Consider the following 26,894-nt stretch of genomic DNA (forward strand, 5'->3'; position numbering starts at 1 on the left):
GTGAAAGACGCGCATTTGTTATCATCATCCCTGTTTTACCAGAGATGTTAATTTGGCCACAGAAGTTATGTGGCCTTTTCTTTTTACTGGCCGCCGTGCAACACCAAATACTCTTCAAAGCTTAGCTTATCTTTCAGTTCCAGCTCACGTTGGCGTTGCCATGATGCTTCACCTTCTTCGACCAACTGCTCTTCTGTCAGCAATTCTAAAGGCTCACTTTGCAGCATTGTTCTATAGTGCTCAGCTAAATCAAGGCCAACACCACCAATTCCACCGTCTTTCATCGCTTGCAAAATACGTGCAGAGAATGTCAGGCTCGGGTCATCAAAGAATGCGACTAATTCGTCACAAACCTGTTGATACTGAGTGCTCTCTTTACCATCCAATACTTCTGCAACGCGACGTAAATCTGCAAACAGATCTTTGCCAACTTTTTCCAGTGGTTCACGGGTATCGTTACATCCCATACCGATCGTTTGCCCAGGCTTACGCCCTTCTAAAATGACTCGATTCCAGTTTTTGCGAGTACACAGCAACTCATCACTGCTCATTTCAGGCGCATCTGCCAGCACACACCAAATCAGGAATAGATCGAGGAAACGCGCTTGAACCGCATCCACACCAATCGGTGAGAATGGATTGATATCGAGTGAACGCACTTCGATATATTCAATACCACCACGCAATAGCGCATCAGAAGGTGACTCGTCCGCGCGAGTGACCCGCTTAGGTCGGATAGGGGCATACAGCTCATTTTCAATCTGCAATACATTGGTGTTGAGTTGTAGATGACGATCACCATCTTTCAGCCCTAGCGCTGCATACTCTTCTGAAGGTGTTTTAATCGCACGTTTCAGCGCAGCAACATAGGTATTAAGATCATTAAATGTAATCCCCAAGTTGCTTTGCGATTTATTGGTATACCCCAAATCACTCAACCGCAATGAGGTGGCGTAAGGTAGATAGCACATCCCTTTATCGTTACGTTCAAATGGCAACGCGGTTTCACGCCCTTGCAGGAATGATGAGCAAATAGCGGGTGATGCGCCAAAGAGATAAGGAATGACCCAACCAAAGCGATAGTAGTTTCGAATTAGGCGGAAATAACCCGCTGAAATTTCTTCTTTACCGCTTTTTTCATCGGTGATACCCGCCCATGCCTGCCAGAACTCCAGCGGCAAGGAAAAGTTATAATGCACACCTGAAATCGTTTGCATCAACGCACCGTACCGGTTTTTTAAACCCTCACGGTAAAGCGTTTTAAAGCGACCAATATTAGAAGAGCCATATTTAGCGAGTTCAATATCTTGCTCAGCGCCGATAAAGCAAGGCATGCTGAGTGGCCACATACGCTCATCACCCAATTTACGTGCCGTATAACGGTGTATATCACGTAAAAACGTCAGTAGATGGTCAATATCACCATCGACCGGTGTGATGAATTCCAGCAATGCCTCAGCAAAATCAGTGGTAATCCATTGATGTGTTAGTGCGGCACCCAAAGATTCTGGATGGCCCGTCGAGGCTAATTGGCCATCGGCAGTCACTCTCAATGTTTCCCGCTCGATACCGCGACGGATCCCTTTCAGGGCTTTAGGGTGCGCTTCCAACCAAGTTAGCGCGTTTGATACATCCGGGATCAAATCGACCTCCCGCTCTTGAAAACCATAACTCGCCAGCATACTGAAGCTGCATAGAGATGACTATGTACGTTTGTCATACTCTTTACTGCCACCAAGCAATTCCTTGCAACGTCACTATCGTTAACACGATATAACGCAATGCTTTTCCCAAACACAGGAAAAAAGCCACAAGACCCCAGGGCATACGCAACCAGCCTGCCAACACACACATCAAATCGCCCACTATCGGTAGCCAACTCAGCAGCAAAGCTGCTGGGCCAAAACGTTGAAGCCAGCCAAGTGCTGTGCTCATCCCACGTTGTGGCTTTAATTCCGGTAATAAACGGCCTATAACAACATTTGTTAGCCCCCCTAAAGTGTTCCCGACGGTGGCGGATAACACCAGCATCATGGCGGGTGCACTGCCCGCAGTTAATAGGGTGACTAACAGAATTTCAGAATTTCCGGGTAAGAGCGTCGCGCTGAGAAAACTACTCCCAAACAATGAAGCAATCGCTAGCGTACTACTCACAGTAGGCGCACATCAACTATTGCCATCTTCGCCCTTTTCGCTGCTTCGACGCCGAAGTCAGCATCTTCAAAGACCACACATTGTTCCGGACGTACGCCAAGCAATTGTGCGCAACGCAAGAATGTCTCAGGCTCTGGTTTATGTTGGGTAACATCATCTGCACCAACAATCACATCGAAATAGTCACGTAGCCCCAGATGCCGTAAAAGCATCTCAGCCATCGCGTGTTCGCTTCCTGTCCCCACAGCCATAGGTTTACGCCCATGATAGGCTTTAACCACGTCTATGAGCGGTAGAGGCTTCACATTATCCAAAAGCATCGTTCTTACCAGCGCAGTTTTCTCTGCCGCCAGTGCATGGGGATCCAGATCTGACTGATGGTTCGCGATAATGACACGAGCAATCTGCCAAGTAGGCGAGCCATTTAAAGCGACCATGGCTTGTTCGTCAAAATGCATCCCATAGGGTGATAACACCTGACGCCATGCCTGACGATGCGTGGACTCTGTATCCAGTATGGTGCCATCCATATCAAAAATCAGGCCATCATAATGATCGTACATCGTGACCCCACGACCAAGGAGAAAATGAAAAGCTACTTTATCGCAAACTAACTAAATTGTCGCTCACTGTATAATCACATGAATTTTATGAAGAAAAAGTCATTTTCATTGTAGGGTTACCGTATTTTTTCTAGGTAAAACAGTGAGTTTGATTGTAGGTAGCAGGATAGGAGAGTTAAAAGATTTCAAACAGTTGAGCGATGCGAAGCCCAGAAAACTCCTCACACAATAGCGTGGTTAGCATATATGGCAAAGTGTCAGTGGTGGTGAGGACAGGCAGATCGTAAAGACGCCGTCAATCCATCCCTGGAGGCTCGAGCCGTGCCATCCTTGGCACGGACGCTTTACTCTTCTGCCTGCCATCACCATTGTCGACTGAGTTATCGAATTTTGTTTAAGGCCCAGAAAGCAGAAAACCCCGCCGTAGCGAGGTTTCTTAATATGGTGCACCCAGGAAGATTCGAACTTCCGACCGCTCGGTTCGTAGCCGAGTACTCTATCCAGCTGAGCTATGGGTGCAATTAATTCTTTGACACTACCTGATGTTCATTTGACTATTTCACCATACTGCAAAATATGGTGCACCCAGGAAGATTCGAACTTCCGACCGCTCGGTTCGTAGCCGAGTACTCTATCCAGCTGAGCTATGGGTGCATAGTAAATGGCGGTGAGGGAGGGATTCGAACCCTCGATACAGCTTTTGACCGTATACTCCCTTAGCAGGGGAGCGCCTTCAGCCTCTCGGCCACCTCACCATACGCTTCTTTCGAATTGTGCCTAACTTGCTTTTGAAGAAGCTCATCGGCACTGCGTGGCGCACATATTACTTTCCCGCACTTATAAGTCAAACAATTTTTCCCAACTCACGTCCATTTGCACAATTCGCACGCAACATGACTAGTTTGACGGCTAAAAGAGTGTTTTATCAACAGACAAGATAGCGTTTGTTGAAATGCATGCGGCAGGGGTAAAAAATAAAATTATCCGTATTGCTCACTAAATGAAGCGAGAAGAGGAACGATAACGAGAAGATAAACACGAAAAGGGAATAAAGCATCAGAACGGGGAGAGTAAACAGCAGTAGCGCCTCGTGAAACACGAGACGCTGCTTCAAAATCAGTAAGTCGTCGGTTGAGACTTTTCTGCTTGGATACGCTGGTAGATTTCTTCACGGTGAACAGAAACCTCTTTCGGAGCATTTACACCAATTCGAACTTGGTTGCCTTTAACCCCTAATACAGTAACCGTAACCTCATCGCCAATCATGAGTGTTTCACCAACTCGACGAGTCAGAATAAGCATTCTTTGCTCCTTGAAAAATTAAAAGAGTCGGGTCTCTCAGTTTCCCCGCCATTATCCATCATACACCGTGAAAACGTAAGCCATCACATTCACATAAAATGTAAGTAGCTTGGTCGAGTCTTTAACTAATACCTAATGCAAGTTTAGCTGAAGCAAACAACTTTGCGTTTAACTTTGTTATCGAACTATGACAGGAAAATTGAAAAACGCCATATTCAACACAGTGATATGGCGTATTGATTTAGTCGATCATTATTTTGCTTATAAGCGAGACGCTACCCATGCCTCTACACTGGCTAATGCTGATGGCAATGCTTGCACATCAGTACCGCCTGCTTGAGCCATATCAGGGCGGCCACCGCCTTTACCACCGACCTGTTGGGCGATATCCGCGATTAACTCACCCGCTTTCACTTTACCCGTTAGGTCTTTGGTGACGCCAACAATCAGGCTGACCTTATCATCTGCTATTGTTGCCAGCACGATAATAGCCGAACCTAGCTGATTCTTAAGGTCATCAACCATAGTACGCAGCATTTTTGGCTCAACGTTATCCAACTGGCTAACCAGAAGTTTCACACCATTAACCAGTTTTGCACTGGATGACAGTGATGCACTCTCCTGAGCCGCCTGCTGATCTTTGAGTTGCTGTAGCTCGCGCTCAAGCATTTTGCTGCGGTCGAGCACCGCACGGACTTTATCGGCCAGGTTATGAGCATCACCCTTAACCAGATGAGCAACATCCTCAAGCAAGTCACTTTGCTGATGCAACAGTGCGATTGCGCCTTCCCCCGTGACAGCTTCAATACGGCGAATACCCGCTGCCGTGCCAGACTCTGACAATATGCGGAACAAGCCAATATCACCGGTACGACTGGCGTGGATACCACCACAAAGTTCAGTTGAGAAGTCACCCATGCTCAAGACTCGTACTTGATCATCATACTTCTCGCCAAACAAGGCCATCGCACCTTTTTCTTTTGCCGCATCCAGTTCCATCACTTCGGTTTGAATTGGCAAGTTACGGCGAATTTGTTCGTTAACCAAATCCTCAACCAAGCGAATTTGTTCTGGCTTCATCGCTTCAAAATGCGAGAAGTCGAAACGCAGATACTTGTCATTCACTAAAGAGCCTTTCTGCGCAACATGCTCACCGAGCGTTTTGCGTAATGCTGCATGCAGTAAATGCGTTGCTGAGTGGTTCAGACGAATACGGTTACGGCGGGTGGCATCAACCTGAGCATCAATACTGTGGTTAACCCGTAATGTACCTTGAGTTAATTTCCCCAAATGCCCAATGGCTTGACCATATTTCTGAGTGTCAGCGACGGCAAAGGTGGCGGTCGAATTTTTCAGCTCACCAGTATCACCCACCTGCCCACCAGATTCACCGTAGAATGGTGTTTGGTTCAATACGACAACCGCTTCTTCGCCTTCATGGATTTCATCGACTGACTCACCATTGCGGAACAAAGCAGTGACCGTTGCTTGCTGATTAACATGATCATAACCGGAGAATTGGCTCGCGCTATCGACACGAATCAAGCTGTTATAATCTGCGCCAAAACCACTAGACTCACGCGCGCGACGGCGCTGAGCTTCCATTGCTTGTTCAAAGCCGGCTTCATCCACTTTAAGATTACGTTCACGGCAGACATCTGCGGTTAAATCAACTGGGAAGCCATAGGTGTCATACAAGCGGAAGGCGGTTTCACCATCGAGGGTGTCACCGGTTAATTTGCTGAGCTCTTCATCCAGCAGCGTCAAACCACGTTCTAATGTCCGTGCAAACTGCTCTTCTTCGGTTTTCAGAACTTGCTCAACCATCGCCTGTTGCTGCTTTAATTCATCCGCAGCAGATCCCATTACGGCAATCAGTGGCGCAACCAATTTATAGAAGAACGTCTCTTTTGCGCCCAGCATATTGCCATGACGAATGGCACGGCGAATGATGCGGCGTAAGACATAGCCACGGTTCTCATTTGATGGGATCACACCATCGGAAATCAAGAAGGCACAAGAACGGATATGGTCTGCAATAACACGCAATGACTTGTTTGAAAGGTCGGTAGCACCAGTAACTTCAGCTACCGCAGCAATCAAATCACGGAACAGGTCAATATCGTAGTTAGAGTTAACATGCTGCAATACCGCGGCAATACGCTCAAGCCCCATGCCGGTATCAACTGACGGTTTCGGTAATGGCAACATGGTGCCATCAGACTGCCGGTTGAACTGCATGAAGACGATGTTCCAGATCTCAATGTAACGGTCGCCGTCTTCTTCTGCTGAGCCTGGAGGGCCACCCCAAATGTGATCGCCATGGTCAAAGAAAATCTCTGTACATGGGCCACAAGGGCCGGTATCACCCATTTGCCAGAAGTTATCTGAGGCAAAAGCGCCGCCTTTGTTGTCACCGATACGGATGATACGTTCGCGAGGTATTCCTACGTCGTTAGCCCAAATTTCGTGAGCTTCATCGTCAGTTTCATAAACAGTGACCCAAAGTTTCTCTTTAGGTAAATTAAACCACTGCTCACCGGTTAATAACTCCCAAGCAAAACTGATAGCGTCATGCTTGAAGTAATCACCAAAGCTGAAATTACCTAACATTTCGAAGAAAGTGTGATGACGCGCGGTGTAACCGACGTTTTCTAGGTCGTTATGCTTACCACCCGCTCGCACGCAGCGCTGAGATGTCGTCGCACGGGAATAGGCCCGTTTATCCAAACCTAGGAATACATCCTTAAACTGGTTCATCCCGGCATTGGTAAACAACAGCGTAGGGTCATTATTAGGGACCAAAGAGCTGCTTGATACAACCTGATGTCCCTTGCTATGGAAGAAATCGAGAAACGCTTGACGAATCTCAGCGGTGCTCTTGCTCATAATTGTCCCGGAAACAAGCTAAAAGAATAGTCCGTGAGTGCTATCGCATGCCGATTATGGACAACACGATGGGTAAGCTCACGAACAAAAAGTGGGAATAAGATAAATTTTCTTCGAGGGGAAGTAAAATCCCGCGTGCATTCATTCGCCAAAATCATTGTAAATCGACTGAATTTCTTCTTGGAAGAAGCCGCGATAGAGAAGATAACGCTGAACTTTGGCCTTTTCTTTCCATTCAACCGGTAAAGTTTCACTAAATTTACGTTGTGCGACTTCTTTTGCGAGGATACACCAGTCGATTTCACTGATTTCAAAAGCGGCCTGAATTTTATCTTTATCGACCCCTTTTTGCATCAATTCTGAGCGAATACGTTGTGGGCCATATCCTTTGCGACTGCGGCTATTAATATACTGGGTCGCAAATCGCGCATCGTCTAGCCAATCATGTTGGTAGCAATAGGCAATAACTTGGTCGATCACTTTTGGGTCAATTTCGTCAGTGAGTTTGGCGTTGTCACTGGTTGTGCGGTTACCCCAATTTCCTTTTGCTGAAAATGGTTGTGCCGCAAGTTTTCGTCTTAGTTCGGCTTCGCTGTGATCGCGCAAGGAGAGGAGTCTCATGGCACGATTTAGTTGGTCATTCATATACCCTTCTTACTTGAAGTGGCAGCGGTGTTAGCTACACTCATTCACCCGAATCACTGACGGGTGTCAGCTCATCGGGATTTATTCGTTTGCTGCCTTGCTGTCACTCCAATTACTTTGGGTAATACCCTTCTTGCTTGAAGTGGCAGCGGTGTTAGTAACTCTCATTTACCCGAATCACTGATGGGTGTCAGCTCATCGGGATTTATTCGTTTGCTGCCTTGCTGTCACTCCAATTACTTTGGGTAATACCCTTCTTACTTGAAGTGGCAGCTGTGTTAGTAACTCTCATTTACCCTAATCACTGACTGATTGAAATAGCGGTGGTTTGTTGTCTTGAGTGTGAATGCGGGGATGGGGAAGACTGCTTTATATCACTAGAAACTGAAATGGCCCAATCTCTGGGCCAATTATTAACGATTCAACTTACTGATGCCGTTAAACCTACGAATTAAAACTCTTCGCTGGTTTCATCCGTCTCGTCAGAAATCGTTGCGGTGGCAACAGATTGTTCACCGTTACCGCCGTTGAGCAGCAGCTCACGCAGCTTTTTATCTAACTCCGCAGCAACCGCTGGGTTTTCTTTTAGATAGTTGCTGGCATTCGCTTTACCCTGACCAATCTTGTCACCGTTATAGCTATACCATGCGCCCGCTTTCTCGATCAGTTTGTGCTTAACGCCCAAATCAACCAGCTCGCCGTTAATGTTGATGCCTTCGCCGTACAGGATCTGGAATTCAGCTTGCTTAAATGGCGCAGCAATTTTGTTCTTCACCACTTTAACGCGCGTCTCACTACCCACTACCACGTCACCGTCTTTGACGGCACCAATGCGGCGGATATCCAAACGGACAGAGGCGTAAAATTTAAGCGCGTTACCACCGGTTGTGGTTTCAGGGTTACCAAACATCACGCCGATTTTCATACGAATCTGGTTAATGAAGATCAGTAATGTATTGGCGTTCTTCAGGTTACCGGCCAATTTACGCATCGCCTGGCTCATCATGCGCGCAGCGAGGCCCATGTGAGAATCACCAATTTCGCCTTCAATTTCAGCTTTTGGCGTCAGTGCGGCCACGGAGTCAACGATGATAACGTCAACGGCACCTGAGCGGGTCAACGCATCACAGATTTCCAATGCTTGCTCGCCGGTATCTGGCTGAGAACACAACAGGTTATCGATATCGACGCCCAATTTCTTGGCATAAATAGGATCAAGTGCATGCTCTGCATCGATAAATGCACAGGTTTTGCCTTCACGCTGTGCAGCAGCGATAACCTGCAATGTCAGCGTCGTTTTACCTGAAGATTCAGGCCCGTAAATCTCAACAATACGCCCCATTGGTAGGCCACCCGCCCCCAATGCGATATCAAGAGAAAGTGAACCAGTAGAAATGGTTTCAACATCCATTGAGCGGTCTTCGCCAAGACGCATAATAGAGCCTTTGCCGAATTGTTTTTCAATTTGGCCCAGTGCTGCTGCTAACGCCTTTTGTTTATTCTCATCAATAGCCATTTTTACTCCCTCTCTGGGATGCTAGGGTTGCCCCAACCATCACCACTGAATATTGTTTTGTACAGGAAATTAACGCTAATTATACTGTACAATCATACAGTATCAAGCCTATTTTTACAGAAAATCATTAAGCAGTGTTTGTAGTGCAAAAACAGTCGCTTGCAGTCTCACGGCATCACGATCGCCAGAAAAAACCTGTTTATGCGCGACAATCTGCCCTTCACGCGTGGCAAAAGCAAACCAGACTGTGCCCACCGGTTTATCTGCGCTGCCACCCTCTGGCCCTGCAATACCACTGATCGATACCGAAAAATCGGCATTGGCAGCACTTAATGCGCCTTGCGCCATCTCTCGCACCACGGGTTCACTCACCGCACCATAATTTGCTAACGTGGTTTCATCGACGCCGAGCAAATCATGTTTTGCCGCATTGCTGTAAGTGACAAAGCCACGGTCAAAGTATGCTGAGCTGCCTGCTATATCCGTCAGCGCCTTAGCCACCCAGCCGCCGGTACAAGACTCAGCACAAGTCACGCACGCGCCACGCGCTTTCAACTTATCACCGACTGCAATACTGAGTTGACGTAGTTGTGTTTCGCTCATTGTTGCCCCCGCTGTCATTAAATCTATCGCAGCCGATAGTAGCACTTCTTTAGCCCCAAACGACAACTGCTGTCAGATATGCGAAACACTTCGCAGGAGACAAAGAAAAAAAGTACTTTTCGGGACAAAGCTTTACCTCAGGGACTCAACTGCTAGTATCGAAACAAAGGGTCTCCGTTGGCGACATCTGTGGTGCCGGTCATTTTTCCGGGCTGATGAACTTTTTCGGGATGATGAACTTTTTCGGGATGATGAACTAAGGACGTAACAGTGAAAAAAATTCTTAACGCCTTCTTCCCTCTCTATAGCGCGACCGTATTGATGTTGCTTGGTTCTGGTTTGCTGACGACGTATATCTCGCTGCGTTTGACGGCTATCCATGTCTCAGGGGCATTGATCGGAGCAATCATCGCCGCAAACTATATTGGTTTGGTGATCGGCGGCAAAGTCGGCCACTTCTTGATAGCTCGGGTGGGCCATATCCGTGCTTATGTGGCTTGTGCCGGTATTATCACTGCTGCTGTGCTGATTCACGGGTTGACCGAATATATCCCTGCATGGGTCGTTCTACGGTTGATTATTGGCCTGTGTATGATGTGCCAGTTTATGGTGCTGGAAAGCTGGCTCAACGATCAGGCGGAATCTAGTCAGCGCGGAAAAGTATTTGGTTTTTATATGGCTGCGACCTACGCCGGTATGGCATTAGGGCAGGTGGTCTTAATGCTTCAGCCTGAGTTAGGGTTGAGCACATTAATGATTATCGCGCTGTTTTTTGCCCTTTGTTTGGTCCCTGTCGCACTCACCACTCGCAGTAATGCCCAGCAGATGTCTCCTGCCCCCATGGAGTTGAGATTCTTTATTCATTCAATTCCTAAAATACTGGCGTCAACCTTAGTGGTGGGCATGATTGTCGGTTCGTTTTATGGGTTAGCTCCGGTCTACGCCAGTCTGCAATCGCTATCAACACAAGAGACTGGGCTGTTTATGGCGTTATCTATTTTTGCCGGTTTAGTGGCTCAACTGCCACTCAGTTGGCTATCAGATCGCTATAACCGGACGTTATTGATCAGAATTAACGCGTTATTATTAGCGTTAACTGCCCTCCCCTTAGCGCTGGTGCCACATATAGCGTTCCATTTCCTGCTCGTGCTGGGTTTTATCGTCAGTATGCTGCAGTTTACGCTGTATCCACTGGTCGTCGCGTTGGCGAATGACCTTATTGCACCAGAGCGGCGCGTGTCATTGGCAGCATGTTTACTGATGTCATTCGGTGTCGGTGCCAGTATCGGCCCACTTGCTGTTGGTGCCCTGATTGCGCCACTAGGGGGCAATATTCTCTACGCATTCTTTGCTCTGTGTGGTTTGGGCTTAATCGCGCTCAGCCGAACCGTGAAGCAAGATCAAGATGAGTTTGTTAACGATGCGCCACTGCCACACATGGCCATACCTGATAGCCTCGTCAGTTCGCCGCTGTCGCCCGCATTGAACCCCAGCTTTGACGAACAGATGATTCACGATGTCATGCCGCCGCTCGATCAACCTGATATCACTGACGAATCGGAAAACAATCCCGTTGCTGGGGCGAATAAAGCGCAAGACCTTGAGCCATGATAGGGCTGTAATGATCGCTATTGATGAGATGTAATGGTCTTCATTGGCGAGTGACAATTCGGTACTGCTTGTTATTTATTCGGCTTTGAATAAAAATACCGACTCAGGTATTTAGCGGGATGGAACCATGTCGAGACAAGATGAACAACGGTTATTGGTGAAAATAGCGACGCTGTATTACACCGAAGGCATGAAGCAATCTGAGATTGCCGATAGCCTGCATTTGTCTCAATCTTTCGTCTCCCGCGCGATAACTCGCTGCGTCAAAGAAGGCGTCGTGAAAATCAGCGTCATTCAGCCCGCCAACATGTTTATTGGCATCGAATCGCAGATTCAAAAACGTTACGGCATAGACCAAGCTATCGTGGTCGATGTCGCTGATGATGCCAGCCCCGCCCAGTTAAAACAGGCTATTGGCTCTGCGGCTGCCCACTACATGCAAACCAGTATTCGACCCAATGACATGGTGGGTATTTCCTCATGGAGCAGCACTATTCGGGCGATGGTCGATAATCTGCACCCCCTTAACATTAAAACCAGCGGTGTGATTCAATTGTTAGGTGGCGTAGGCCCGAACGGTAACGTGCAGGCCACCTTATTAACGCAAGCCTTAGCCAATATCTTAAATTGCCCAGCCTACTTGCTCCCCGCACAAAGCATTGAACGCTCAACCGAAGATCGCGCACGCCTTATCTCCAGCGGCGAAGTTGCTGACGTGGTTAATAAATTTGCTGAGGTTGATCTGGCATTGGTGGGGATTGGTGATTTGGAGCCATCACAATTGCTGAAAAACTCAGGCAACTATTACCATGAAGAGATGCTTAAATTACTGGCAGAACGGGGCGCAGTGGGGGATTTATGTCTGCATTATTTTGATGCCGCAGGCAATGCTGTTCTCAGTGACGAAGAAGATCCGGTGATTGGCATGTCTCTACCGCAACTACGTGCTTGCCCACGCGTCGTGGCACTCGCCGGAGGGATAGGGAAAAGCGCGGCCATTCGCGGCGCACTCACCGGTCATTATATTGATGTTTTGATTACCGATCGCGTCACGGCCGAGAGTTTGCTGTAGTCCAATCAAGAGCGCCCACACAAGAGCAGCCCACTGAATAGCCGCACCCTCCTTGGTGCGCTATCGGGTAATCCCTGCAAACTAACCTTTCAGTTTCGCACCCTTACTTACCATGCCAGTAGCAATCAATGCCCAAATACTTGCTAAAGGCTTCTTGGAGCACTTGAGCTGTCGCTGAATGATTCATTGCCACGTGGTGCTCAAAACCGTTGTTACAGATATGCGTGAGTAAACTTTCCAGTTGCGGCACTTCCACCACGGCACGGCAACCCACAGTATCCAGCTCATCACTGACAGAACGGCCCTCACCCACATAGGCCCGTACCTGTCCCGTAAAATCATCAGACGAGAGACGGAAATAGGTCAATGGACCCGATTTCATGCGGCCATGGACGGCCCCACAGGTATTCTCGCATCCCACCGTTGTCCCAATAATATCGGCCGTCCCCATGGTTGAGCTTTCCAAGCTTTCGCTGGCAAAGTTACCACAGTGGAAAAGCACGCATTTATCGCGTTCAGCGCCAAAATTGTTATTCCAGTCAGCAATAGATGCCGGTGCCAGCGAACTACTGGCTAGCGCGTACATCGACAGCGCCCCCATCACATCAACCTCACAAGCACTTGGCATCAACTGCCCCGACATCACGCTCATGATTGAGCAGACGTTGATCCCTAGATTCTGTTGTAGCGAGGTCCAACACTGCATCGCGGTCGTATCGATATCATTGGCGATAATCCATTCGCTGATGACCACGAACAGCTTCGCCATGGTGTGCAGCTTATCTTGTGGGATCGCGCGGGTGTCGCCATTGGCTTTTAATAGCGCCAATTTTTCCCCGACGCGGATATCGTCATCACTGAGGTTAGCAACGCGGAAGAACACTTCAGATAAATCGAGGGTTTCAACCGTAATCCCCAAATTCTCTAATAATTTTTCGCTGTAGCGCACCGTATTAAAGTTCGTCGGACGCGCACCGATAGCCCCAACACGCACCCGTTTCATGGCGTGAACCACACGGCACAACTGCACGAATTGCTCGACATCCTGACTGAACACTTCACTGTTCAGGCTACAAACATGCTGCTTAGTCAAGGTGAACGGAATGCCATATTGGCGCAGGTTATTACACAGAGAAATTTTACCGCAGAAACTATCACGGCGAGTTGCCAATCCCATTTTGTCTAGGGCATCTTCTTCTGCTTGTACCAAGACGGGGACTTTCAGGCCAGACAGGCGGATAGCATCAGAGACACTTTTTTCATCGCCAAAGTTAGGCAGAATCACGACCACTCCGTGGATCTCTTCACTGTGCTGGCGGAACAAATCAGCACAAACTTTAGCGTCCCGCCAGTTTTCGACGCCACCCAGCGGTGTTTGCTCTTCATTGAGCATAATGATGTTGATACCTAATCTTTCAAACAGCGCCTGTGCATCACGGCGCGCATCGGCGACCAGATAGCTTGGAAAGAAACCCCGGTTGCCGATAATCACCGCGAAAGTTAACTGACGAGGTATTGCTGACATATGCTGACTCCTAGTGTGGGTTATTTCGGCTGAAAACGCGCACGCGCGATGGCCGTTTGCCAGAGGCTATAGTTATCTTGCATCTCCGCACTTTGAGCGCGCGGTTCGATGTATTCCACTTCGCGGGGGAGCGCCGCGAGTTGCTGGCTGTCTTGCCACCAGCCAAGGGTTTTCCCGCCTAAATAAGCCGCTCCCAGCGCGGACACTTCTGCGGTGTGATTGCGTATTAATGTGCGCTGCAATAAGTCGGCTTGAAATTGCATCAGCCAGTGGTTGCTGGTAGCACCACCATCGACTCGCAGTCGCTCAAGGCGATGATTCCCTGCCCGCTCCATGGCAAAAAAGACATCCGCGATTTGATAAGCGATGGATTCTAATCCTGCGCGCGCGAGCACTGCCGGTGTCGTCGCATCGGTCAGGCCACAAAACATTCCCCGCGCTTGACTGTCCCAATAAGGTGCACCTAGCCCCGATAACGCTGGGACGAAGTAAACCCCTTGATTACCCGATTGGCTTTGCGCCATGTCGGTGAGACGAGCAAAATCGGTGATGCCCAGCATGCGTGAAACCCATGCCACACCGGAGCCGGTATGCGTGATATTGCCTTCGAGGGCATAACGTAACTCACCGTCATGCCACGCAATGGTGGTACTCAGACCATGATTCTGTGTGACGGCTTGTTTGATTGTCGTCATCAAGGAAGAACCGGTGCCATAAGTGGCTTTGATTTCACCGGCGCGGTCGCCACCTTGCCCATACAGCGCCGCATGTGAATCGCCAATTTGTGCCACAATCGGGACGCCCTGAGGTAAACCGAAAATACCGGTATTTCCGGTGTGTCCGTGAATCGCCGCCGAGGGCAACACTGCTGGCAAGCAAAGACTCGGAATACCAAATAACGCCAACAGATCAGGATCCCATTGCCCCAAATGAATATTAAACAGTTGAGTACGCGCCGCATTGGAAAAGTCGGTAGAGAAACTTTGCCCCCCCGTGAGTTGCCAAGTCAGCCAGCAATCAATGGTCCCGACGCACAATTCGCCGTGAGCCGCCCGCTCAACACCCCGTGGGATGTCAGCAAGCAGGCCGTGGATTTTGGCGGCAGGGAACAAGGGATCAATCTGCAAGCCAGTACGCTCGGCGATAATGGCCGCTTCAGGTAACTGACTTAACGCCTGACAGAACGCCTCAGAGCGGCGACATTGCCAACTCACGACCTGCGTTAATGGGATCCCCGTTTCACGTTCCCAAATCAGCACCGATTCGCGCTGATTGCTGATAGCCACACCGGCAATCCGCGCCCCCGCTAATTGACTCAGGCAGCCTTCTATTGCTTGCGCAACCGCATGCCAGATAGCCAACGGATCCTGCTCTGCCCAGCCGGGTTTGGGATGGTCCAACTGTAATGGCACCGATGATTTCGCCAGAATTTGCCCAGCCGTATCTACCGCGATGGCTTTCGCATTGGTGGTGCCTTCATCAATCGCCAGAATAATCGGCATCGACATCATTACTCTCCTCGGCAAAACCGCAGAGCACGCGCGACAATGCCTGCCGTATCAAAACCATGATAGGCACGCATATCGGCTCTATCGGCCGCTATTGCATAACTGCCATCAGGAATACCGAGTCTGACCAGCGGAATGCCACAGCCCGCTTCGGCCAGAACTTCAGCCACCAGACTCCCCACACCGCCATTGATATTGTGCTCTTCGATGGTTATCACCCGCTGGCTGTTTTGGAGGATGGCTAATAGCTGTTGAGTATCACACGGCCTAATCGAAGAAACATTGACCACCGCAGCAGAAACGTTGTTGTCCGCCAGCACTGCCGCCGCGCTTACAGCCTCATGCACTGTTGAACCCATCGCCACCAGAGCAATATCCTGTCCTTGCTGTAAAACATCAATTTGACCGGGTGTGAATTGGTAGTGTTCATCATGCAGCGATGGCAGTGCTTTACCGTCCAGACGGATGTAGACCGGCCCCTGATGCGCAATGGCGTAATCAATGATCTGGCGACATTCTTGTGGATCAGAAGGTGCATAGATTTCGATATTGCCAAAGCCGCGCAAGATAGAAATGTCATCGATACAGTGGTGAGTACTGGCCAGCGGCCCATAACTGGCCCCTGAGTTAAGGCCAAACAGTTTTACGTTGCTGTTGTTGTAGCAAACATCAATTTTGAGCTGCTCGTTGGCGCGTGAAATCAAGAATGGCGCTGCATTACAGGTCACGGCCACTTTGCCGCCCATCGATAACCCCACTGCCGTTCCCACCATCGCCTGCTCGGCAATACCCACGTTCACTAACCGGTCAGGGAAGCGAGTGATAAACGGCCCGATTTTGGCCGTCGAGGTAGAGTCAGCCACCACCGGCACCAGATCGACACCGTTATCCACCGCTTTAATAAACTGCTCCACCATCACTGAAGCCAAATGTTCTGCGTTACTCATCATTTAATTCCTCCAGTGCCAGATCAATTTCAGCACCTTTTGGCACCCGGTGGTGCCACTCCACACGCCCTTGAATAAAGGAGATACCTGCACCTTTTTCGGTGTTAGCAATCACCACATTGGGTTTACCGTTTTGTTGTAGCCCTTCCAGCGTGTCCACCACTGATTGCATGTCATTGCCCTGACATTCAGTGACTTGTAGGCCAAATGCCTGCCACTTATCTGCCAGCGGATCGGTGTTCATGATTGATTTTGTGGTGCCCGCAAGCTGGAGTTTGTTTTTATCGTTAATGATTATCAGGTTATCTAACTGGTAGTGAGCAGCGACTAACGCGGCCTCCCAGTTGCTCCCTTCGGCCAATTCGCCATCACCGGTCAGGACAAAGACCCGGCGTTTGCTATTGGCACGCTTGGCCGCCAGCGCAATCCCCACCGCAACTGGCAAACCATGACCCAATGCACCGGTATTAAGCTCAATGCCCGGCGTTTTGTGTTTGACCGGATGACCCGGCAGATGAGAGTTGGCGTGTTGATAAGTCGCCAACCATTCTTCAGGGAAATAGCCTGCTTCAGCCAGACAGCAGTAATAGCCGCCCACCGCGTGGCCTTTAGATTGCACATAGATATCGCGCTCAGGATCGGCAAGACGATCAGGGGCGCAATTGAGGAGGCGAAAATAGAGTGCGGTCAGAATCTCTACCTGCGAAAGATCAGCACCGGTATGCCCCCCTGCGGGGCTGTTCGCATTAAGCAGGACGATCCGGCGACGGATAGCGCGCGCCTTTCTCACCAGCTCATCGACTGACAGTGAATACGGATTCATGACATTACCTCTCTTTAATTTTCATCCGACAATGAATTTTTACTCATTACCGAATATTTATTCCTGATGGCACTAAAAAATAGCTTTCATCAAGCCTGTCCGGAAACGCCCTCCGGCATGACATCTTCAGTGTTCTGTGGCCTTACAGGTCACGGCATCACCCGTCTGCCCGTTATGCGTTCTACTTTTTGTTCATTGCTGCTATTTGTTCATTGCTGCTATTTGTTCATTTCTGGCTGTTCGTACACTTTCTGCTGCTGTGCTTTTTCGTTATGGCTGCCGATGTGTGACCCGCCTATTCACTTTTTAGCTGCTCCCCCTTACCCACGGGCGGCACTGCGGTTGATTTTTGTGAGACGATCGCCGCTTTGTGCTGCATGCGGTTTTGCATTTGGTCGATGATGACCGCCACAATGATGACGATACCTTTGATGACCATTTGCCAGAATTCACTGACGCCCATCATGACCAGACCGTCAGCCAAGATACCGATAACAAATGCGCCAATCAGCGTGCCGAGAATGGTGCCACGGCCCCCTGCGAGTGAGGTCCCACCGAGAACAACGGCGGCGATGGCGTTCATTTCAAAGCCACTGCCATTGGCGGGATGGCTCGCCACCAGTTGCGCAGAAACGATGATTCCGGCGATAGCAGCACAAAAACCAGAGATGGTGTAAACCCAGACTTTGACCTGCCGAACTTTGACGCCAGAAAGCTCTGCGGCGCGTTCGTTATCACCAATGGCATAAACGTGGCGGCCAAAAGGCAGGCGGCGTGCCACATAAGCAATCACCAGTGCCAACACGAACATGATCCAGATGGCAATGGGCAACCCCAGCAACGTGCCTGAACCCAGCCAGTCAAATCCCGTATTTCCCAGTTGCGGATTCCCTTGTAAACCGGGGAAGGTTTCGCCACCGGAAATCAACATCGCCGCGCCGCGTACCACGTACATGGTGCCGAGGGTGCAGATAAACGGGGCAACGTTATAGCGCGTGATGATCCAGCCATTGACCGCGCCAATCAGCGCGCCGATAACCAAAACAACCGGTACCACGACCCAAACACTGGGGAAGATGGCAATGCCAAACATCGGTAATACAATGCCTTGGGTGATCATCCAGCCAGCAATCATGCCGCATAGCCCCAAGGTCGCACCGATAGACAGATCGATGCCGGCGGTGATAATGACAAAGGTGATGCCCAACGCGAGGAAGGCATTAATCGCAATATGCTTCACCATGATGATCAAACTACCGGTTGCCAAGAAGCCGGGCACCATCACCGAGAAGAAACCAAGAATCAGGAACAGGGCAATAAAGGTGCGCATCTTAAGCAGAAGCAGCAGCATATTTTCCCGTGACCACGACGCTCCACCGGGCTGGTGACTCGCCAACGCATTACCAGTTGTTGCTTTCATCATTCAAACCCTTGTGCGCTTGCCGTAACCAATGCCGATTCATTCGCTAACTGACGAGAGACATTTGCCGTCAGTTTGCCGTTCGACATCACCAAAATGCGGTCAGATACCGCCATGATTTCTTTCAGATCTGAGGTGGAAAAGAGAATGCCAATCCCCTGCTCAGAGAGTTTCACCATCATTTCAAACACATCGGCTTTCGCACCAACATCAATCCCTCGCGTCGGCTCATCCAGCAGCAAGATATTGGGGCTGGTGAGTAACGAACGGCCAATCACCACTTTCTGTTGATTGCCGCCACTGAGTGCCTGAATCTCCACCTCCGGCGAAGAGACTTTGATTGAGAGGTCACCGATCACCGTCGCCACCACTTGCGATTCACTTTCCTGCCAGATCGCGAAGCGGTTCTTTAACCGACGCCACAAGCTGGAAATAGTGAGGTTATTCGCCACCGAAGAAACGGGGAAAATCCCGGTTTTTTTGCGGTCTTCTGGCACCAAACTCATGCCCAAGCGAATACGCTCTGCGGTGGAGGTTTTGCCATTAATCGCCGTCCCATTGAGCCGGATCGTGCCGAGATAGTTCTGCTGAGTACCGAGCAAGCATTCAAATAATTCCGTGCGCCCCGCCCCCATCAGACCGTAAATACCGACAATCTCCCCCGCCCGCACTTGCAGTGAAACTTGATTCACCACCGTGTTACCGGACTCATTGATCAATGTGACGTTATCTACTTCCATCATGGGTGCGCCAAAAGTCCGGTCTGGATGAAGGAAGCTCGATATCGGATCGCTACCTAACATTTCGCGCACAATCCACGGCACATCGATGTCTTTGACGGCTGCTTCAGCCTGAAAACGACCATCACGTAAGATGGTGATGTAGTCGCCGATCGCCATTAACTCTTCCAGTCGATGCGAAATGTAGACGATGGAAACCCCTTGCCGAGTCAGTTCACGGATCACCCGAAACAGAATATCGACTTCGGTTTTACTCAACGCAGAGGTCGGTTCATCCAGAATCAAAATATCCGCTTGCTCTGCCAGCGCCTTGGCAATCTCAATCAATTGCTGCTGGCCCACCTTCAGGTTGGACACCATCTCTTTCGGGGAAATGGCCTGATCCAAACGCACCATCAATTGTTCGGCGATCAACTCCTGCGCAGCCTGATTAATCGGTTTAAGCCCTTGCTGGATCTCGCGCCCTAGAAAGATGTTTTCTGCGACGTTCAGGTTTTCCGATAAATTTAATTCCTGATGCACCATACCGATACCCAGTGCTGCCGCCTCGCGGGTATTGGCAATCGTCACTAATTGCCCGTTCAGGTAGATTTGCCCAGAAGTCTGTTGCTGCACCCCTGCGAGGATCTTCATAAGCGTCGATTTGCCGGCACCATTCTCACCGATGATGACATTCACTTTGCCGCGATAAACGTTGTAACTCACGGAATCGAGTGCCAATGTGCCGGGAAAACGCATCGAAATGTCCTCAGCACGCATGACGATGTCAGGTCTGTGGTCCATTAGGGGTTCTCCTTATTCAAACTGAGCGGCACCGCATTGCTCAGGCCGGTAGGGGTTAATGTTACCGCCGCCAAGACCTCAACTTGCTGGCCCACCCAACTGCCATCTGGTTTTGGCACATCCTGCAAAGCGCGCTTACTGAGCGCCTTGGAAAGCTGCGCGTACTGCACTTGATTTTTAAAATCTTCGAAGCGGATAAAGGTGGAGGCATCGCGGATAGCATTGCCTTTGACGATTGGCCCCAATTGCAGCGCTTGTTCATCGCCTTCAACCGCGATTTTAATCGTTCCTTCCCGCCCTTCTGTGTCTACCGCCATCACTTTCCCGCTGAAGCGAACAAAATGACTTTGGCTATTTTTCCCTGTTGCTGGCTGGCTTTGTTGCTTCACTTGTTGCCAACTGAGCGCATTGCTGTTGGCAAACGGCATGACTTTGCTGACCCAAATAGTGGAGGCGACTTTGTCTGAGGGCTGGTTGTAGTCACTGACGACGGCATTGGGATCAACCGGCAAGATAGGTTTGCCGTTTTCATCCAAATCCACCACAGTACAAGCCACCAGCGCGGCACTAATCACCAACAAACCGCCTGCTTTCGATAGGGTACTGAACCACATACTGCCTCCTGTCAGGAGGGGCTGTGACGCCCCTCATAGCCTTTACATCGCGCGTTTAGTCAACCCGATCAGAGGATTACTCTTTCAGCGCAAAGACATTCAGGTTCTTGGCATTGTTTTCATCAATCAATACGCAGTCCATCAGTTGTTTTTCTTCCTGACCCGTTGAACCGGTTTTCAGGTATTTATCCGCCTGAACCACCGCCATCTGGGCTTGTGCCCAACCTGGTTGAAGTACCGTCGCTTTGATGTTGCCCTTGTTGATGATGGAGTCACGGACATAATCGCTGCCGTCAAAACCGACCACGATGACATCATTACGGCCCGCAGCTTTTAATGCGGCTTCAGCGCCTAATGCCATGGTGTCGTTGCCGGAAATGACCCCAGTAATATCTGGGTTAGCCTGCAAAATGGACTCCATACGGTTGAAGGCTTCCGTTTGGCTCCAGTTTGCTGTCTGTTGGGCGACCATTTTCATGTCGCTATGTTCGTCAATCACATCGTGATAACCCTGCGAGCGAACATGGGCGTTGGTATCAGATTCACGACCCAGCAATTCAACATATTTGCCTTTGCCGCCCATCAAGGTGACAAATTTCTCTGCGCCCAATTGCGCGCCTTGATAGTTGTTGGACACGATCTGTGAAACCGCAATCCCTGTTTCATTGATCTCGCGATCAATCAGGAAAGTCGGAATCCCTGCTGCCTTCGCTTTTTTCAATGGCCCGATGGTGGCATCAGATCCCGCGTTATCGAGAATGATGGCCTTCGCTTTGCGCGCGATAGCCGTTTCCAACAATTGGTTCTGTTTGTTCACATCGTCATCATGAGAAGCCACCAGTACGGTGTATCCCAGCTCTGTCGCTTTGGCTTTGGCACCTTCCGCTTCAGCTTTAAAGAAAGGGTTATCGTGTGAGGGGGTGATGATGGCGATCAGACCGTTGCTGGCGGCACCAGCAACACCCGCCATTGAGATCAATGCTGCGGTAAGACAGGATTTCAGTAGGGTATTTTTCATTATTTTTCTCCGCATTGAATATATATTCACTATTAAATTTATATTCAATCTAATAATACAAACCCCGCTCTGCTTGTCCAATCTGAGAGCAAGGAAAGTAGAAGCCGGTCACAAATTGGTCAACTATGAGTGGGGAAGTCTAAGAAAAACGAGAATAGAGGATGGGCAGCATGGGGGAGTTTGAGATGGAAAAAACGCTTAGCTGGCTCAGACTGCTGACCAATGCCAATGAGGATCTTGACCAGTGAGGACAAGTGGAAGAGTAAAGCGTCCGCGCCAAGGATGGCGCGGCTCGAGCCTCCAGGGACGGATTCACGGCGTCTTTACGATCCGCTTGTTCTCTCCGCTGCTGGCACTAGGTCAATCACCGTCGAATAAAGCAATAAGATGATTTTAAAGAATAAAGAAAGCACTACCGATATAACTCAACCACCGTTGGCGTGACCTGCAACTGATGCTGCCAATGCGTCAGCGTCAACGTCGTCAATGCTGCCAGCCCTTGATAAAACGGGTGGTTGGCATCGGCTTGCAATAAAGCCAAATAACGATACCCCCAAGGGAGCAAGTGATCAGCCAGTAAAACGGGCAAATCTGCGGGCTGATGCTCGGCCAGCCAAGCGGCCATCATCAACAATAAGCCGATATGATCCTCTGGTTCTTGCTGCGCCAAAGTCACCTCCACTTGCTGCTGCGCCATCCAATCGCGCAGTTTTACCGTGGAATCACCAAACAGCACATTTTCTTTATCCAGATAGACCGACCCCCAAGGTGGCGCGGGCAGTGCATAGGGGCCGATAAACAAACGCTGCCATGCTGCTTCTAATGTCTCTTCTGGCAGGAGTTGCGCTAAACGCGCCGCAATAGGCATCAGTTCGGTTTCGAGGCCATAGGGCCACTCGCTCACCCATGCTCCCGCTTGTAACTGCGCTACAATCTCGCTGCATGCTGGGCTATCGGGTTCACAATAGAACAGCGCACCCAGTACCCGCCCCGTCAGCGCAATCTGTTGGTAATTGAAATCCGTTCCCATGACTCACGACCACCTTGAATGAAATGATTGATAAACATGCCCTATTCAGCCCATCACCAGTAAAACCATTCTGGGCGCACAGCATGCAACCCAGAATGGAAAATATTCCCCCAGTGAGTACTTACCCACCTACGGCCAAACCGACCGTCATATGTAGCCCATAAAACACACCACGACCAATCAGCTCACCGGCTATCATCAACAGCACGGCAAAGACCATACCGAGAGTCATTGGCGCGCGCCCTCTGATCAGCGGACAAATCCAGCACCCGAGCCCCAAGACCAACAACACCAATCGCCAAACCATCAGCGTTCCGTACAGGGGGATCAGCTCACTTGCCTGCTGGACTGAGCTGTAAATCAACGGCAAACTTGCTGCCTGCATGATGACACTGGCAATACTGATAATCACCGCCAATACACTGATCAGCGGCAGTTGCTGCATCATGTAGCCATGAATCCCCGACCATTGCAGCAGTAAATACCCCAACATCGGCCCAATAATCAGCGTGGTTAATGCGAAGCCCAGCGGCGTATAGAGATTGTCCCAAGTTGGCACCGTATCTATGGAATAGACACGACACATGGCATAAACAAATACCACGCCCAAGATCATCGCGATCACCAGCCATATCTTGCCGAGCACGACGGGCATTTTACCAAATACCGCCAACAACCAGTAAATCCCCGCCATGGCGAAAAAGGCTGACCCCGCAGCGATCTCATTGCTGAGTGCCGATTCCCCCACTTGATTCAGTGAGTTGAACGCGCGCATCGGGGAGCCTAAATGCAGCGTCGAGGCAATAAAGGCCAGCGCCATCAGCACCCACAACACGAACATACTGCGATGTAATCGCTGTTGTTGCCCGCGATTCAAATCCCCCAATATCAATGCCAAGCCGAGAACAATAAAGCCCCCCACTACGCACTGCCCCAAAACGGTAAAGACCATCAGTGGCCACTCATGCCATCCCATACCCATGTTATACCTCCTCCGGATTGGCTAAATGACCGGTGGTATCACGCACCGGGCGGCTATTGGCATTCGGTTTCACGACGATATTTGGCAGCGTAAAATGGGCGGCAGGCAGTGGTGCAATTTCAGCCAACTCGCCATATTTTTCTCGCAGCTCATCAATCGGGGCCATATCCAGCGCTCGCAGTGGGCATGAATCGACACAAATAGGCTTCTTACCGGCGGCGACACGCTCGTAGCAGCCGTCACACTTGGTCATATGCCCTTTTGTTTCGTCATACTGCGGTGCACCATATGGACAGGCCATATGACAGTATCGGCAGCCAATGCAAATATCTTCACTCACCACCACAAATCCATCGTCCCGTTTATGCATGGCACCACTGGGGCAGACTTTGGTGCAGGCCGGATCACTACAGTGATTGCAAGCAATTGAGAGGTAGTAAGCGAACACATTTTGATGCCATGTGCCGTTATCCTGTTGCCAGTCACCGCCGGCATATTCGTAGATACGCCGGAAACTGACATCGGTAGATAAGTTTTTGAAATCCTTGCACGCCAGCTCGCAAGTTTTGCACCCTGTACAACGGCTGGAGTCGATGTAAAAACCATATTGCGTCATCAGTTAGCTCCTTATGCCTTGGTAACTTGAACGAGGTTGGTGTGGGATGGATTCCCTTTCGCCAACGGAGAAGGACGCTGCGTGGTCAGGACGTTAATGCTGCCCGCCCGATCAATGCGCTTCTCATCGGGGCTGTACCACGCCCCCTCACCCAGCGCGACAACCCCTGGCATCATGCGGGGCGTCACTTTGGCGTTAATCTGCACTTCACCACGCCCATTGAAGATGCGCACGATATCGCCGTTTTTGATCTCACGTTCTCTCGCATCTATCGGGTTAATCCACATTTCTTGCCGGCAGGATGCTTTTAGCACGTCAACATTGCCGTAAGTAGAATGGGTTCTGGCTTTGTAATGGAAGCCGGTGAGCTGTAATGGATATTGCTGATTAAGGGGATCGTCAAAGCTCTCAAAACCGGCGGCATACACTGGCAGCGGATCGATAACGTCGTCTGGAGGCAATTCCCAAGTCGCGGCAATTTGCGCCAACGCAGCGGAATAAATCTCGATTTTACCCGACGGGGTTGTTAACGGATTGGCGATAGGATCGGCGCGGAAGGCTTGATAGGCCACATGGTGCCCTGCCGGATCGCGTTTTTTGAAAATACCTTGTTCGCGGAATGCTTCGAAAGAGGGCAACTCAGGAATGGCTTGCTGCGACTGCTGATAGAGATGACGCAACCAGCCTTCTTGCGTGCGCCCTTCGGTGAACTGTTGCTCAACCCCCATGCGTTTCGCCAGCTCAGAGGTCATTTCATAAATGTTTTTACATTCAAAGCGTGGCGCGATCACCTGATCGGCAAAAATGACATACGCCATATTGCCGCTAGAGGCATCAAGGCAAAAATCCATCTGCTCTGAAGCGGTACAATCGGGCAAAATGATATCGGCGTATTTGGCCGATGACGTCATATGATTATCAATAACCACAATCATTTCGCATTTCTTATCGTCTTGCAGAATGTCATGGGTACGATTGATTTCAGCATGCTGATTAATCAGGCAGTTACTGGCGTAGTTCCAGATAAACTTGATCGGCACATCCAGCTTATCTTTCCCCTGCACGCCATCACGTAGCGCCGTCATTTCTGGGCCACGTTCGATAGCATCCGTCCACAAGAACATGGAAATGCTGGTTTTGATGGGGTTTTCTAATGTTGGCATGCGGACAAACGGCAAACCATAAGAGCCTTCACGGGCACCGGAGTTGCCGCCATTAATCCCTACGTTACCGGTTAAGATAGCCAACATCGCAATGGCACGGCTGGTATTTTCACCGTTAGAATGGCGCTGTGGCCCCCATCCCTGCGCGATATAAGCCGGTTTGACCGAACCGATTTCCCGCGCCAACTGAATGATTTTTGCCGCTGGAATACCGGTAATACTGGCTGCCCACTGCGGGGTCTTGGCCGTTTTATCGGCACCTTGCCCCAAGATATAAGCTTTGTAATGGCTATTGGCCGGCACACCTTCCGGTAACGTTTTCTCGTCATAGCCCACGCAGTAAGTGTCGAGGAAGGGTTGATCCACCAAGTTTTCACTGATCAACACATGGGCGAGAGCCGAGGCAAGCGCAGCATCGGTACCGGGCCGCAATGGGATCCACTCATCTTCACGGCCTGCGGCGGTATCGGTATAACGGGGATCAATCACAATCATCTTGGCGTTGGATTTTTCCCGCGCCTGTTCAAGATAATAAGTGACCCCACCGCCACTCATACGCGTCTCGCCGGGGTTGTTACCGAACAACACCACCAGCTTGCTGTTTTCAATGTCGGACGGGCTATTACCGTCCGCCCAACCGCCATAGGTGTAATTCAGACCGGCGGCAATCTGCGCGGTACTGTAATCACCATAGTGATTCAGATAACCACCGCAACAGTTCATCAACCGTGCAATTAACGTTGAACCCGGTGGCCAAGAACGGGTCATGGTGCCGCCCAAGGTCCCCGTGCCATAGTTCAGATAGATAGCCTCGTTACCATACTCTTTGATGATGTGCTGCATGCTGGCGGCTAGCGTGTCGTAAGCCTCTTCCCACGAAATTCGTTTGAACTTGCCCTCGCCACGCGCACCAATGCGTTTCATCGGGTATTTCAATCGGTCGGGATTATAGACTCGGCGGCGCATAGAACGCCCACGCAAACAGGCGCGCACCTGATGCAATCCGTCGAAATCATCATCGCCGGTATTATCGGTTTCGACGTATTTTATTTCGCCATCAACCACATGCATGCGCAGCGGACAACGGCTACCACAGTTGACGGTACAAGCACTCCAGATCACTTTGCCATCGTTGGCATTGTTTGGATTAATGGCGGATTGAACAGCCTGCGCGGTGCGGCTAAAGGGGAGCGAAAACGCCCCCGTTGCCATGGCAAGGCCGCCGACCAGTGTTGTTTGGACCAGTTTTCGGCGAGTGACTTCTGCCGTTAACAGCCGGGATTCGTTGGTCTCATTCATAATGATTCCCACTTGGTTGCATTCCAGAAAAGGCGCTTCCCCGTCAGGGGTAAACACCGATTAATTCAAAA

Annotated in this window: 22 protein-coding genes and 3 tRNA genes; 2 read left to right on the forward strand and 23 right to left on the reverse strand. The window is 50.1% G+C overall.

Annotated features, from left to right (window positions below):
- Positions 1-83 precede the first annotated feature (83 nt).
- The 11 genes from gshA to pncC all read right to left on the reverse strand — a co-directional run bounded on the left by gshA (position 84) and on the right by pncC (position 9,672).
- On the reverse strand, positions 84-1,682 hold the full coding sequence (gshA, locus tag BN68_RS09185) for a glutamate--cysteine ligase (RefSeq protein WP_019210882.1): 1,599 nt from the start codon (positions 1,680-1,682) through the stop codon (positions 84-86).
- Between the two features lie 43 nt (positions 1,683-1,725).
- Complete coding sequence (locus BN68_RS09190) at positions 1,726-2,154, reverse strand: YqaA family protein (RefSeq protein WP_019210883.1); 429 nt, start codon at positions 2,152-2,154, stop codon at positions 1,726-1,728.
- Positions 2,151-2,717 carry a fructose-1-phosphate/6-phosphogluconate phosphatase gene (yqaB, locus tag BN68_RS09195; RefSeq protein WP_019210884.1) on the reverse strand — a complete coding sequence of 189 codons (567 nt, stop codon included), beginning with the start codon at positions 2,715-2,717 and terminating at the stop codon, positions 2,151-2,153. Before yqaB ends, BN68_RS09190 begins: the two co-directional genes overlap by 4 nt.
- A 442-nt stretch (positions 2,718-3,159) precedes the next feature.
- Positions 3,160-3,236: transfer RNA gene (locus tag BN68_RS09200), tRNA-Arg, on the reverse strand.
- Between the two features lie 58 nt (positions 3,237-3,294).
- A tRNA-Arg gene (locus BN68_RS09205) sits at positions 3,295-3,371 on the reverse strand.
- An 8-nt stretch (positions 3,372-3,379) separates the two neighbouring features.
- Positions 3,380-3,472, reverse strand: a tRNA-Ser gene (locus tag BN68_RS09210).
- Positions 3,473-3,833: 361 nt separating this feature from the next.
- Positions 3,834-4,019: a carbon storage regulator CsrA gene (gene csrA / locus BN68_RS09215; RefSeq protein WP_002209449.1), complete on the reverse strand. Its 186-nt coding sequence runs from the start codon at positions 4,017-4,019 to the stop codon at positions 3,834-3,836.
- A gap of 261 nt (positions 4,020-4,280) precedes the next feature.
- Positions 4,281-6,908: an alanine--tRNA ligase gene (gene alaS, locus BN68_RS09220; RefSeq protein WP_019210885.1), complete on the reverse strand. Its 2,628-nt coding sequence runs from the start codon at positions 6,906-6,908 to the stop codon at positions 4,281-4,283.
- Between the two features lie 141 nt (positions 6,909-7,049).
- Positions 7,050-7,553 (reverse strand): recombination regulator RecX, encoded by a 504-nt coding sequence (gene recX, locus BN68_RS09225; RefSeq protein ID WP_019210886.1) that lies wholly within the window; start codon positions 7,551-7,553, stop codon positions 7,050-7,052.
- A gap of 451 nt (positions 7,554-8,004) precedes the next feature.
- The gene (recA, locus tag BN68_RS09230; RefSeq protein WP_019210887.1) at positions 8,005-9,069 is read right to left on the reverse strand and encodes a recombinase RecA; all 1,065 of its coding nucleotides are present in this window, start codon (positions 9,067-9,069) and stop codon (positions 8,005-8,007) included.
- 114 nt (positions 9,070-9,183) lie between these two features.
- Complete coding sequence (gene pncC, locus BN68_RS09235) at positions 9,184-9,672, reverse strand: nicotinamide-nucleotide amidase (RefSeq protein WP_019210888.1); 489 nt, start codon at positions 9,670-9,672, stop codon at positions 9,184-9,186.
- A gap of 270 nt (positions 9,673-9,942) precedes the next feature.
- Here pncC and BN68_RS09240 point away from each other — a divergent pair, with 270 nt between their 5' ends.
- Positions 9,943-11,283 (forward strand): MFS transporter, encoded by a 1,341-nt coding sequence (locus BN68_RS09240; RefSeq protein WP_019210889.1) that lies wholly within the window; start codon positions 9,943-9,945, stop codon positions 11,281-11,283.
- A 127-nt stretch (positions 11,284-11,410) separates the two neighbouring features.
- A complete protein-coding gene (locus BN68_RS09245; RefSeq protein WP_019210890.1) occupies positions 11,411-12,355 on the forward strand; it encodes a sugar-binding transcriptional regulator in 945 nt (314 codons plus the stop codon).
- A gap of 103 nt (positions 12,356-12,458) precedes the next feature.
- On the opposite strand, the gene BN68_RS09250 is transcribed toward BN68_RS09245, so the two are convergent.
- The 12 genes from BN68_RS09250 to dmsA form a co-directional block, all read right to left on the reverse strand.
- Entirely contained in the window at positions 12,459-13,880 is a 1,422-nt protein-coding gene (locus tag BN68_RS09250; RefSeq protein WP_019210891.1) for an L-fucose/L-arabinose isomerase family protein, read from the reverse strand.
- A 20-nt stretch (positions 13,881-13,900) separates the two neighbouring features.
- The gene (locus tag BN68_RS09255) at positions 13,901-15,388 is read right to left on the reverse strand and encodes an FGGY family carbohydrate kinase (protein WP_042806607.1); all 1,488 of its coding nucleotides are present in this window, start codon (positions 15,386-15,388) and stop codon (positions 13,901-13,903) included.
- 2 nt (positions 15,389-15,390) lie between these two features.
- A complete protein-coding gene (locus tag BN68_RS09260; RefSeq protein ID WP_019210893.1) occupies positions 15,391-16,335 on the reverse strand; it encodes a transketolase family protein in 945 nt (314 codons plus the stop codon).
- Entirely contained in the window at positions 16,328-17,158 is an 831-nt protein-coding gene (locus tag BN68_RS09265) for a transketolase (protein WP_019210894.1), read from the reverse strand. The genes BN68_RS09260 and BN68_RS09265 overlap by 8 nt, the downstream gene beginning before the upstream one ends.
- Positions 17,159-17,453: 295 nt before the next feature.
- A complete protein-coding gene (locus BN68_RS09270) occupies positions 17,454-18,578 on the reverse strand; it encodes an ABC transporter permease (protein WP_019210895.1) in 1,125 nt (374 codons plus the stop codon).
- Positions 18,578-20,101, reverse strand: coding sequence for a sugar ABC transporter ATP-binding protein (locus tag BN68_RS09275; RefSeq protein ID WP_019210896.1), 1,524 nt, complete (start codon positions 20,099-20,101; stop codon positions 18,578-18,580). Before BN68_RS09275 ends, BN68_RS09270 begins: the two co-directional genes overlap by 1 nt.
- Positions 20,101-20,715 carry a DUF2291 family protein gene (locus BN68_RS09280; RefSeq protein WP_019210897.1) on the reverse strand — a complete coding sequence of 205 codons (615 nt, stop codon included), beginning with the start codon at positions 20,713-20,715 and terminating at the stop codon, positions 20,101-20,103. Before BN68_RS09280 ends, BN68_RS09275 begins: the two co-directional genes overlap by 1 nt.
- Positions 20,716-20,791: 76 nt before the next feature.
- On the reverse strand, positions 20,792-21,733 hold the full coding sequence (locus tag BN68_RS09285) for a D-ribose ABC transporter substrate-binding protein (protein ID WP_019210898.1): 942 nt from the start codon (positions 21,731-21,733) through the stop codon (positions 20,792-20,794).
- A gap of 412 nt (positions 21,734-22,145) precedes the next feature.
- Positions 22,146-22,763 carry a Tat proofreading chaperone DmsD gene (dmsD, locus tag BN68_RS09290; RefSeq protein WP_019210899.1) on the reverse strand — a complete coding sequence of 206 codons (618 nt, stop codon included), beginning with the start codon at positions 22,761-22,763 and terminating at the stop codon, positions 22,146-22,148.
- A gap of 121 nt (positions 22,764-22,884) precedes the next feature.
- Complete coding sequence (locus BN68_RS09295; RefSeq protein ID WP_019210900.1) at positions 22,885-23,745, reverse strand: dimethyl sulfoxide reductase anchor subunit family protein; 861 nt, start codon at positions 23,743-23,745, stop codon at positions 22,885-22,887.
- A gap of 1 nt (position 23,746) precedes the next feature.
- Positions 23,747-24,364, reverse strand: coding sequence for a DMSO/selenate family reductase complex B subunit (locus tag BN68_RS09300; RefSeq protein WP_042806608.1), 618 nt, complete (start codon positions 24,362-24,364; stop codon positions 23,747-23,749).
- 8 nt (positions 24,365-24,372) lie between these two features.
- Entirely contained in the window at positions 24,373-26,823 is a 2,451-nt protein-coding gene (gene dmsA, locus BN68_RS09305) for a dimethylsulfoxide reductase subunit A (protein WP_019210902.1), read from the reverse strand.
- Positions 26,824-26,894: the final 71 nt, after the last annotated feature.

This window comes from Yersinia massiliensis CCUG 53443, from assembly GCF_000312485.1.
GTDB classification, from domain to species: domain Bacteria; phylum Pseudomonadota; class Gammaproteobacteria; order Enterobacterales; family Enterobacteriaceae; genus Yersinia; species Yersinia massiliensis.